Origin of the sequence: Streptomyces sp. AC512_CC834 (genome assembly GCF_019049325.1) — a bacterium.
In the GTDB taxonomy this organism is placed as follows: Bacteria; Actinomycetota; Actinomycetes; order Streptomycetales; family Streptomycetaceae; genus Streptomyces.
In genome coordinates this window covers 68549-79741 of record NZ_JAGMUO010000006.1, presented here as the reverse complement: position 1 = coordinate 79741, position 11193 = coordinate 68549, and the positions used below count along the sequence as shown (strand labels likewise).

The window sequence follows — 11193 nt, the reverse complement described above, 5'->3', positions numbered from 1 at the left end:
CAGTGTCAGATTATTTTAACGATAGATCCCGCTGATATCGCTTCTACCGGAATGTCCTGGCGCTGAAGCCGCAGTGCGAGGCGGAGGACGGCCCGTACGCGAAATTCACCGCCGACGGGGGCGCCGCGGGCATCGCCCCGCGGAGGTGCCGATCCGGTCCTCGGTCACCAGTGCGGGGTGAGGGGCCGTCAACTCGCGGAATGGCTGGACGAGTTCGTCCACGCTCGGGTAGGCGGAGGGTTTCGCCACGGTCGCAGCGTGTGACACCCAGGCGTCGGCGCCCGGTGCGGCGGGGAAGGGGGAGAGGTGTTCGGTGCGGAGCCGACGCGAGGCGCGAGGCGTGGGACACGGGACGTGGGGTCACTCGGCGCGATCGCGGGGCAGCAGCATGCGGAAGTTCGCGCCGGCGCCGGGTGCCGTCCGGAGGTCGACGCGGCCGCCGTGGGCGCGTACCAGCGAGTCGACGATGGCCAGCCCCAGGCCCGCGCCGCCCAGCCCGGAGCGGGCGCGTGCCCGGTCGGCTCGGTAGAAGCGGCTGAAGACCCGGTCGGCCTGGTCGGCGGTCATTCCGGGGCCCTCGTCCGCGAACTCCAGGACGGCGTGCCCGCCCTCGGTGCCGACCCCGATACGGACGGGCGTGCCCGGTGGGGTGTGGGCGACGGCGTTGCCGACGAGGTTCGAGGTGACCTGGCGGAGCCGGGCCTCGTCGCCGAGGACCGGGGCGGCACCGGGCCGTCCGCCACCGGGGCCGGTGAGAGCGATGGGCCGCTGCGGGTCGAGGGCGCGCAGGTCGTGCAGCGCGTCGGCGGCCAGGGTGCGCAGGTCCATCGGTGTGACGTGCAGCGGGAGAGCGGCGGCGGTGCCGTGCTCGTCGAGGCGGGCGAGGAGCAGGAGTTCCTCCACCATGGCGACCAGGCGGGCGGCCTCGCGCTCGATCCGGCCCATCGAGGTGTCGACGTCGGCACGTTCCGGCATGCCGCCCATCCGGTACAGCTCGGTGAACCCCTTGATACCAGCCAGCGGCGTACGCAGCTCGTGGCTGGCGTCGGCGATGAACCTGCGCATCCGCTGCTCGGAGTCGGCACGGGCGGCGTCGCCCGCCTCGATCCGGTCGAGCATGCCGTTGAGCGCCGTGGACAGCCGGCCGAGCTCGGTGTGCGGGGCGGACAGCTCCGGTACGCGGCTGGAGAGGTCCCCGGACGCGATCGCGGCCGCGGTGGTCTCGACGCGGCGCAACGGCTTCAGGCCGGCCCGGACCGCGAACCACCCGGCGAGTCCGAGGAGTACCAGGACGGCCGCGTTGAGGACCAGGACCCGGCTGGTGAGGTGCCAGACCGCGTCGTCGACCTCACCGAGTGAGCCGGCCACGATCACGCTGCCGGCCCGGTCGGCCGTTCCGGCGGTGCGCGGCACGGCGATCACCCGCCAGCCCCTCGCACCGTCCTTGCCCTCGACGGTGAAGGGCTCACCCGCCCGGCGGGCGACCGCCGCGTCGTCCAGGTGTGGCAGTGCGGGCGGCTGGTGGACGGCGGGCCGCACCACGCGCTCGACGCTGCCGTCCGGGGTCAGGTAGGCGACGTAGACGTCCCGCACCCACTGCAGTTCCACCTTGTCGCGGACCTGCGGGGCGTCGTGCTCACCCACGGCCTGCGGCAGGAGAGGGAGCCGTGCGGTCACCTCGGCCACGCCGCGGACCCGTTCGTCCAACTGCTCGACGAGGCCGCGCCGCAGTTGGTCGACGGCCAGGCCGGTGCTGCCGAGCAGAGCGGCCACCAGCAGAGCCAAGGTGATCACGAGAAGCCGGCCACGCAGCGAGAGACGCCCGATCCGGCGTGCCACGGTGCCGTTCACCGCGCGGGCCTGCGCAGCACGTAGCCGGTCCCGCGCACCGTGTGGATCAGTTTGGGTTCGGCGGCATCCACCTTGCGCCGCAGGTAGCTGATGTACGAGGCGACGATGCTGTCGTCGCCGCCGAAGTCGTAGTGCCACACGGCATCGAGCAGTTGCCGCTTGGTCAGCACCTGGCCGACGTGCTCCATCAGTACCCGCAGCAGGCTGAATTCGGTGGGGGAGAGCAGGACCGGCTGCCCCCCACGGGTCACGTGATGGCCCTCGGGGTCCAGGGTGAGATCTCCGACGACCAGGTGGGCGTCCGGCTGCGGGCCGCCGGTACGCCGCAGGATGGCCCGAATGCGCAGGATCAGTTCCTCCAGGTTGAACGGTTTGGTGACGTAGTCGTCGCCGCCCGCACTCAGCCCGCTGATCCGGTCCTCGGCCGCGTCCCGGGCGGTGAGGAACAGCACCGGTGGGGGCTCGGCCAGTGCCGGCGACCCGGTTCGACCGCCGCGCAGTCGGCGTACGACCTCGAACCCGTCGAAGTCCGGGAGCATCACGTCGAGGACGATGAGGTCGGGCGGTGCGTGCAGGACCGCGGCCAACGCCTCGGCGCCGGTCGTGACCGCCCGTACCTCGAAGCCCACCAGCCGCAGGCTCGCCGAAAGGAGCTCGCGCAGCGTGGTGTCGTCCTCCACCACCAGGAGCTGTTCCGCCATGGCCGTCCCGTTCTGATCACACGTACCGATCGCGCCCGCCGGTCGCTGTCGTCGGCCGCCGCGTACCGATCCTGCTACGCGTCTCGTCGGCGGAAGGTGAAGAGCGCCACGGTCAGCAGGATCACGACGCATCCTGCCATCACGGTGAAGCCCGGCCACGGGTTCAGCAGGCCGGGGTCGTGGTATCCGGTCACGATCCGTCCGCCCGCGGAAGGCGGCCAGTACTTCGTCACCCGGTCCGCGAGCACCCCGGGCAGAGACGGAGCCAGCCCGGGAACGAGCAGTATCGTCGTGAAGAGAGTCGTCACCGTGGCCGTGGTGCTGCGAATCATGGTGCCCGCGGCAAGTCCGAGGAGCCCGGCGAGTGCCAGGTAGGCTCCGCCACCGAGGACGGCTCGCCACGCGCCCGCGTCGCCGAGCGCGAGGTACGGGGCACCCGAGGACTCCAGCGCCGCCTGGCCCGCGAGGAAGCCACCGAGCGTCGTCAGCAGTCCGGTCGGCAGTGCGATCGCCAGGACCACGACGGCCTTGGCCACGAGCACCCGGCCCCGGCGGGGGACCGCCGTCAGAGTGCTGACGATCGTGCGGCTGCCGTACTCGGAGGCGATGGCCAGGCCCCCCAGCAGCGCCAGGGTGAGCTGCGCCAGAATGACGCCCTTGAGACTGGTGGCCAGTGGGTCGAAGGTGAGTTTGTCCGCAGCCGACATCAGGGCGTACTCGTCGCCCGCCGAGGAACCGCTGAGTGTGCCGAGACCGGCCCCGGCGACAAGGGTGACCAGAACCACGTACAGCGTGGAGCGCATGGTGCGCAACCTGATCCACTCGGCGCGCAGACTGTGGCCGAACGTGGCCCTGCTCGCGGGCCCCGCGGCCGAAGCCTCGCCCCGGCCACGCCGCGGTTTCGCGGGCCGCTTCAGTCGTGGCCCGCGGGTCTCGACCGTGCTCTGGCTCATCAGGCCGCCTCTCCTTCGGCCGAGTACTCGACACTGTCCTGAGTCAGTTCCATGAAGGCCTCTTCCAAAGACGTCTGGCGCGGGGCCAACTTGTGCAGTTCGACTTCCGTGGCGGCGGCGAGCACACCGATATGCTCGGCATCGAGCCCGGTCACGACCAGTTCTCCCTCCTCGCCCGTCCGTACAGCGGCGCCGACCGCCGCCAGCCGGCCGGCGAAGGAGGCCGCCTGGGGCGTACGAACGACGACCTCCCGTCCGCCGACCGAGGCGATGAACTCCGCCATTCCGGTGTCGGCGATCAGGCGGCCCCGGCCGATGACGACCAGGTGATCGACGGTGAGTTCCACCTCGCTCATCAGGTGGCTGGACATCATCACGGCCCGCCCCTCGCCGGCCATGCGACGCATCAGCCGGCGGATCCAGACGATTCCCTCGGGGTCGAGCCCGTTGAGGGGCTCGTCGAGCACGAGCACCGGTGGGTCACCCAGCAGGGCGCCCGCGATGCCGAGCCGCTGCCGCATGCCGAGCGAGTACGTTCCGGCCGCCCGGCGGGCCACACCCGACAGCCCCACTTCCTCCAGTACGGCGTCGACCCGGCCGCGCGGGAGCCCGTTGCTCGCCGCGAGCGCCAGCAGATGGTGGTATGCGCTCCGGCTCGCCAGCACTGCGCCGGCGTCCAACAGGGCTCCGACGGCCCTCATCGGCACGGGATGCTCGGCGACGGCGCGGCCGCCTACGGTGGCGGTGCCGGAGGTGGGGGCGTCCAGTCCCAGGATCATCCGCATGGTGGCGGACTTCCCGGCCCCGTTCGGACCGAGGAAGCCGGTCACCTCGCCGGGACGGACGCTGAAGTTCAGATCGTTGACGGCAAGGACCTCGCCGTAGCGTTTGGTGAGCCCGCGAACCTCGATCATCAGCTCTCCTGATTCGTCGCCTGCTGCCAAGCCGCACCGGCGCGGTGCGGAGAGACCAAGACTTGCCGGGGCCGATGGGAGCGGGGTGAGTGATTCTGTGAGCCGTATGGGAAGTACGGACGACGATGTGACCGGAATACCTGAAATGTCATGGCTGCTGGAGCGTGGTTCTCGTCATGGGCGAGGAGACTCTCAGGAGATGGTCAGGACCGATTGTTCGCGAGATGAGATAGTTCGCACCACCTGACAGAGTCCCTTCCCGCGACCGCACCCGCGACGGCTTCCCCGCGACCTCGGCACGGCTGGCCGCCGTACGCGGACGCCCGCCCGCCCTGCTCGGCGTCGGCGACTCCGAACGCCGCGCCTGGTGCCGGTGGTTGGTGGAGGGTGGTGTTTGCGGGGTTCGCTCTCAAATGTGCTGCTGGGTTGTGTTCGTGCGTCTGGCGGATTAACGCTCGGAGGGGGTTTGTTGGTGTGCTGAGTCCTTGCTGCTGACTCTCACTTCCGTGCCACAGGCGATTCTCTTTCCGATGTCATGTAGGAGACGTCCGTCGCCCGCTAGCCTCAATACCAGTGACTTAGGGGATCGCGTCCCAGCTTCGTGGGACCTTCGTCGGTGGGTTGATTGAGGCTGTGCGCCAGTGCGGGGCGATGGCGACGGCCTCGGCCGGGCTCCGGTCGGGTTGCGGAGGATGCCGGTGTTCGTCGCGTTTGACGCCGAAGCCGGACATCTTGCGTTTGATGACGCGGGGGTTGAAGCGTCTGCGGCGGGCGGGCAGCAGGTGCCGGGATATCTCCCGCAGACCTTCAGCAAGGGCTGTGGCGAGGCGGTCAGGGGGAAAAGGCCGCCTGCGCGGTGACCTGGCGGCGGGCGAGGCGGAGGCTGCGGGTGAAGGAGAGCCGGTCGGCGTCGAGTTGGGTGGCGTCCGCGGTGTCGTGCATCAGGCTGCGAATGGCGTAGTGGACCAGCAGGTGGCCCCAGACTTCCTGCTCGACGCCGTCGGGCGAGCGGGAGCGCAGGACCTGGGCGGGACCGCGCTGGTGGGTCTTCAGCTCGTCCAGCGTGGTCTCGATCTCCCACCGCTCGTGATAGCGGGCGGCCAGGTCGGCGGCCGGGGCGGCCTCGGGGTCAAGGATCGTGGTGATCAGCCGGTAGGGGGCATCCTGTTCGGGCAAGCCTGTGCCGTGAAGTGTGTACTCGACGACCCGCACGGTCGTGGGGTCGGCGCGCTTACGGTCCTTCGCAACGACGATCTCCGACAGGTAAGAGCCGTCGGGAAGCTCCTCGCACACCGGCAGGATCTGATGCGAGCGGATCCGCCACAGCAGGTCCGCGCCGCCGGCCGAGGCCGCCCGCCACAGCTCCACCCCGGTGAACCCACGGTCGGCCAGCAACAGATCCTCCTCGCCGAGATGGCCGAACAGCCCACGAGCAAGGGCCGGTTCGGAGGACGACAGCGACCCCAGGGCGGCGGCGGTGATGGCGTGGGTGCCACACTCGGCGAGCGCCACCATCCGCACCTGCGGATACGCGCACCGCTCGGTGCGATCGGTCTTCGGCCGCCCGAAGTGCGCGGCGTTCTGCTCGCTGTCCGGCACATCGAAGACCGTGCCGTCGATCGCCACCAGCCGCCACCGCCCATACCGGGCGCCCCGGGTCTCCTCGGTCGCCAACGGCCGGGCAACCTCGGCGAACAGCGCCTTCAAAGGCTCCGGCCCCAGCTTCACCCGCGCTCGCGAGATCGCCGCCGTACTCGGCACCTGCCACGAGCCCGACCAACGCTTCGCCCAGGTCAGACCCTGCGTGAGCAGCCGCGCGACCTCCTCATAGCCCTGTCCCGAGAACAGGCACATTGCCAGCACGAAATAGACCACCACCCGCGGCGGCAGCAACCGAGTGCGCAGGCCAGAACGGTCGCAATCGGCGACCACCCGGTCCACCAGCTCCGGCGGAAACGTGCGTGTCAGCAGCCCGACCGCGATCCGGTCCGACAACCGCTCATCCGTCTCCGGCTTGACCTGCCCAGGGCGTGGCATCCAGGCACCTCCTGGATGCCACGCTACCAGCCGAGACCCTTAAGTCACTGGTATTGCCGCTAGCCTCGAAATTTCGTGACGGCCCGTCGGTTCTTCCGGTGTGCCGTTTCGTTTGTTCTGGTTGGTGAGGGCGTGTCGAGGACCCGGCTGTCGCGTCGGGTAGGCGCCGGGTTCCACGGTTCCGGTTGGGGTGCTGCTGTTCGCAGGGACGGGTTTCGCGCTGGTCAGCCGGGGTTCGGGAGTGCTGCGAGGCGTGCGAGGGTGGCGGTGATCACGTCGGTCCAGGGCCAGTGGTCGGCGAATCTGAGGTGTCGGCGGCGGGCGGTGGTGGCGAGCTGGGCGGAGGCGGAGAAGAGGCGGAGTCGCAGGCGGCGGGGCTCCCAGAGTCGGGGTTTGCCGGTCAGAGTGAGCATGGGCATCCAGGCGAGCAGGTCGAGGGCGAGCTGGACGATCTCCAGCCAGATCTGGTTTTGCGCGGTGTCGTGCAGGGGCAGGTTGCGCAGTCCGGTGGCGCGAGCGTTTCGGATGCGGTCCTCGGCGCGTGCCCGCTGACGGTGGCGGAGTTCGAGTGCGGCGATCGGGGAGCCGGTGGTGTTGGTGGCGAACGCGGTGAGATGCAGTCCGTCGGCATCGGTGAACCGCAACTGGGCGCCGGGATGCGGCCGTTCCTTCCGGACGATCAGGCGCATGCCCTGTGGCCAGCCTTTCACGACGTCGCCGTCGAGTTCGGCGACTCAGGCCCCGTCACGGATCTCGCCGCCCGGCTCGACGGCTGGTGTCCAGGCAGCGGGCGGGACCTTGAGGACGGCCTGGTGGATAGCTTCGGTGATGGTCATGTCGACCGAGTACGACAGCCATCTGCCCCGCTGGGCGAGCCAAGCGACGAACTCATGTGTCCCGCCCGCGGAGTCGGTCCGGATCAGCGTCCGGCGTCCACGCCGGTACTTCTTCGGCAGCTGGGCCAGGGCGAGTCGGGCGGCTTCGATGTGATCGATGGCGGTGTTGCTGCCCGTGTCCCGGGCCGCAGCAGCGCAGCCACAGGCTCGCCGGTATCGCCACTTCCGTGATCGACGAAGCCCATCAGCGGGTGATGTCCGAAGGACTTCTTCCAGGTCGCGGCCGCATCCTGCTTGTCGGAGTGGGCCAGTACCAGTACCCCGTCCAGGTACACGATCACCTGCCCGGTGGCGTCCGGCGACGAGTCCTTGGCCAACTTCCACACCCGCTCGCGGACTTCGGCCCGTGCCGTGCGAATTGCGTTGAGAGCCTTCGGGCCGGAAGCGGCCAGGGTGTCGATGAGGCGGGAAACGGTCGGGTCGGAGGCTACCGGGCCGAACACTGCCGGCTCGGCCCGCAACATCCCGGCATCGGCCAGGCAGTCGCCGCCCAAGGCGACCGCCAAGGCCACATCCAGCAGGATCTTGCCCGGATCGTGCACCGCCCGAGCCTTCCGCCAGGGCGCCAGCGCGCCCGATATCGCGGTGTCCAGCCCGGCCTTGCGGGCGGTCTCGACCAGCAGCACACCCCCGGGCCTGGGAGACCACTCCACGACCGCCGCCCTCGATACGGGCACGCGGGTACGACCCGATACGCTTATTCACCTGAGAAGTGCTTCTTTCCACGGCACGATCTGGACCCTCGACGATTCCTATCGTTGCAGGTCAGGAGCACTTCTCGCGTTTTCGCTCACGCCTCGGACAGCCCACCTCATGAAAGCCCGAGGCTAGTTGTAGGGGCGTCATGGGGCTACTGCAGACACAACATGAGAACTGTTGATGCAGGAACCTGAGAATCGCCTGTTCAGTTCACTTGGGTCGTTCCGTCGGGGTTGATCGTGTGGAATCCGGTATAGGGAGTGAGGGCTGGAGGGATCTCGATCGAGCCGTCGGCGCGCTGATTCTGTTCGAGGAGTGCTACCACTGTCCTGCCGATGGGAAGTCCCGAGCCGTTGAGTGTGGCCGCGTACTCCTTCGTGTCGCCTCGCTTGACCCGTACGCCGGCCCTGCGTCCCTGGAAGTCTCCGCAGTCGGATACGGAGGAGATCTCGCGGAAACACTGTTGGCTCGGCAGCCAGACCTCAAGGTCGTAGGTACGGCGGGCGGAGAAGCCGAGGTCGCCTGCGCGAAGGTCTGTGACCCGGTAGTGCAGACCAAGGCGTTGGAGGCACTCTTCGGCGTGGGACAGCAGGAGTTGGAGCTGTTCTTCCGCGTCCTGCAAGAGACACAGACGCACAAGTTCCACCTTGGCGAATTGGTGGAGGCGGATCACTCCGCGGGTGTCCCGGCCGTAGGACCCGGCCTCCGAACGGAAGCACGCCGTGTGGGCCGTGAGACTCAGCGGGAGGTCGTCCGCACCCAGAGTCTCTTTGCCGTAGAGGTTGACCAGGGGTACTTCCGCAGTGGGGATCAGATACAGGTCACGGTCCGCGACCTTGGTGGCGAACAGGTCGTCAGCGAACTTAGGCAGCTGGCCCGTTCCCGTCATTGTCTCCGATGTCACGAGGTGCGGGACGCTGTGCTCGATGTATCGGTGCTCTTCGGTGTGCAGATCCAGCAGGAAGGAGGTTAGCGCACGTTCGAGCCGCGCGCCTGCACCGCGGAACACCGCGAAGCGGGATCCAGACAGCTTGCTGGCCCGGGGCAGGTCGAGGAGGCCTGCGGACGTGGCCAGGTCGACGTGGTCGCGCGGTTCAAAATCGAAGGTCGGCTGGCGTCCCCACCGCCGGACCTCGACTGGCGGGTCATCCGGGCCGCCCCTGGGGGTTTCGCTCGCGGGAGTATTGGGCACAGCCAGCAGGAAGGTAGTCAACTCACTATCGGCGAGCCGCTGTTCCTCATCCGCCAGCTGAACCCGGCGCTTCAGCTCTTTCGCGGTGTCGAGGTCGAGCTGATCCCTGGCGCCGCGTTGCTCCGCCAGCTTGCGGGTGACTGAGTTGAGTCGTCCACGCAGGGAGTCCTTGTGCGCGATGGCCTTTGCGCGTCGCTGAACGAGCTTTTTCAAGGTTTCTGTGTCAAGGACGTAGCGGCGTCTGCTTAACCGTTGTTCGGCTTGGGTGTCCGGACGCAGCAGGTCCTGAGGGTCGTGCACGATTTCTCCTTGAGCGGCGAGGGCGCTTTCGGGCAATCGGGCCAGCCGGTCGAGGCCTGTGCCGACGAGGACCGGTCGGGCCACGACGACATGCAGGGCAGTCCCCAGAGATTGCGGAGAGGGCAGGATTCGAACCTGCGTGGGCCGAAGCCCGACCGAGTTGGATACCCGGACCCCGATAGGCCACTACGGGCACCTCTCCCTGTAGCGTTCCCGCGACCCATTCGCTGGCGCGCTGTTGGTGAATAGTCTGCCCCCACGGCTCTGACCGCCTCCTGACTCCCTACTGACAGCACGGCCTTCAGGTCAGAGGCCTTCCTGAGCGGGTGTGCCAGCGGCCCCGCGGTCCGCAGGACGAAGTCGGTGAAGCCCGGGTCGTGGCGGTCACCGGGTACCCGGGGCAATCGCGACGTCCGCCATCGCTCCAGGTGCTGCCGCCACCACTGCGAATACGGGCAATCCGCGTGTGCAGTCGATGCCGTGACCAGCACCTTCACCTGTCCAAGTGGCTTTGCAACAGCCCAGCCCCGGTAACGCAGCTGTGCGGGATTCACCGTGTGCGGAGGCAGGGTGAAGTTGTCGCAATCCTGCCGGTGCGGAGGCGGGGCAGCTGCCATAATCAAGACGTGCTCGGAGAGATGGTCACGTGCAGAAGCGGTCATTGCTAGGCGTCGTCGGGCGCATCGTTGACTGCCAAGAGCACCTGATTCTGCCCCTGATGGTCGGTGTCGTCCCCCGTATCGACCATCAGGGGTGCACTACAAGGCGCGAGCATTGACGCTGGCTCCGAGTATCGTGCGAAACCTGCCTGGCGATAGGCCGATACGGAGGCATCACATGCCAGACCATGAACAGACCGGAGCACTTAAGGAAGACACCCGGATGATGCTGGACGCTGTCGCCGCTTATCGCATGGCGGTGGGAAGCCATTTTGAGGAATTAGCGGGCCTGCAGCTCGACAAGGCCGCCGCCATGCTCAAGCCTGACGGAACGGTTACCCGGACCCTGCGAGAACTGACGAGCCATGAACTGAACTTCCTTGCGTACACCGAGGAGCCTTCTTCACCGGGCAGTGTTCGCCAGCATGAGTTGCCCTCGCACGACACCGAAGGTGGTGCGGAGGTGTTTGCTACCTGGCAGATGGTGTGCGAGCGATCCCGGAGAGCCACTCAACATCTGAGCCAATCGTGCACCCGAGGGCTGCTGGAAGAGGCAGAACTGCGAAAGGCATTGCTGCCTCTCTTTGGTGAATATGCGCGCTGTGAAACAAAGCTGCAAGTTCTCCGTAATCACTGTGAGTGAATCGACGTCGCCCTGGAGGCGCGGGAAGAATAGCATTTCAAGAGCGGAGAATGTGATGACTGAGCAATTGGACGACTCGGCGCGGAGAGCGGTTCAGAAGCGGGCCACGGGTATGAACCATGCGGATGCGGTGGCAGCAGAAGCCGGTTTACGGGATGTACGGCAACGGCAGCCGAAAGCGTACTGTCTTGAATCTGCTTGGCGTCAGAACTATCTGGACTGCGAGCTCGCGGAATGGCAACGCCTGATTCGCCTATTGAGCGAGGACGGCTTCGGCGTTTATTCGCCGGACAAGGATCCTGCTGTACGGGAACGGACACACGCGAACAGTAAGGACGAGTGAATCCC

The 11193-nt window shown here is 67.9% G+C and carries 9 protein-coding genes, 1 tRNA gene and 1 pseudogene; 2 read left to right on the top strand and 9 right to left on the bottom strand.

Features of this window, described 5'->3' with window-relative positions; translation table 11 throughout:
• Window positions 1–105: 105 nt before the first annotated feature.
• From KUM40_RS00405 to KUM40_RS00365, 9 genes and pseudogenes are all read right to left on the bottom strand, one after another.
• Window positions 106–249 (bottom strand): hypothetical protein, encoded by a 144-nt coding sequence (locus KUM40_RS00405; protein ID WP_217161533.1) that lies wholly within the window; start codon window positions 247–249, stop codon window positions 106–108.
• Between the two features lie 111 nt (window positions 250–360).
• Window positions 361–1851 (bottom strand): HAMP domain-containing sensor histidine kinase, encoded by a 1491-nt coding sequence (locus KUM40_RS00400; protein ID WP_308401016.1) that lies wholly within the window; start codon window positions 1849–1851, stop codon window positions 361–363.
• Window positions 1848–2552, bottom strand: coding sequence for a response regulator transcription factor (locus KUM40_RS00395; protein ID WP_217161532.1), 705 nt, complete (start codon window positions 2550–2552; stop codon window positions 1848–1850). The genes KUM40_RS00400 and KUM40_RS00395 overlap by 4 nt, the downstream gene beginning before the upstream one ends.
• A 74-nt stretch (window positions 2553–2626) precedes the next feature.
• Window positions 2627–3505: an ABC transporter permease gene (locus tag KUM40_RS00390; protein ID WP_254394302.1), complete on the bottom strand. Its 879-nt coding sequence runs from the start codon at window positions 3503–3505 to the stop codon at window positions 2627–2629.
• On the bottom strand, window positions 3505–4419 hold the full coding sequence (locus KUM40_RS00385) for an ABC transporter ATP-binding protein (RefSeq protein WP_217161531.1): 915 nt from the start codon (window positions 4417–4419) through the stop codon (window positions 3505–3507). The genes KUM40_RS00390 and KUM40_RS00385 overlap by 1 nt, the downstream gene beginning before the upstream one ends.
• An 831-nt stretch (window positions 4420–5250) precedes the next feature.
• Window positions 5251–6456 (bottom strand): IS4 family transposase, encoded by a 1206-nt coding sequence (locus KUM40_RS00380; protein ID WP_217161530.1) that lies wholly within the window; start codon window positions 6454–6456, stop codon window positions 5251–5253.
• A 224-nt stretch (window positions 6457–6680) separates the two neighbouring features.
• Window positions 6681–8057: pseudogene (locus KUM40_RS00375) on the bottom strand (IS1380 family transposase).
• A gap of 199 nt (window positions 8058–8256) precedes the next feature.
• Window positions 8257–9543 carry a serine--tRNA ligase gene (gene serS / locus KUM40_RS00370; RefSeq protein ID WP_217161587.1) on the bottom strand — a complete coding sequence of 429 codons (1287 nt, stop codon included), beginning with the start codon at window positions 9541–9543 and terminating at the stop codon, window positions 8257–8259.
• A gap of 114 nt (window positions 9544–9657) precedes the next feature.
• Window positions 9658–9745 (bottom strand) — tRNA-Gly (locus KUM40_RS00365).
• Window positions 9746–10380: 635 nt separating this feature from the next.
• Here KUM40_RS00365 and KUM40_RS00360 point away from each other — a divergent pair.
• Window positions 10381–10845: a hypothetical protein gene (locus KUM40_RS00360; protein ID WP_217161529.1), complete on the top strand. Its 465-nt coding sequence runs from the start codon at window positions 10381–10383 to the stop codon at window positions 10843–10845.
• 55 nt (window positions 10846–10900) lie between these two features.
• The gene (locus tag KUM40_RS00355; RefSeq protein ID WP_217161528.1) at window positions 10901–11188 is read left to right on the top strand and encodes a hypothetical protein; all 288 of its coding nucleotides are present in this window, start codon (window positions 10901–10903) and stop codon (window positions 11186–11188) included.
• Window positions 11189–11193: the final 5 nt, after the last annotated feature.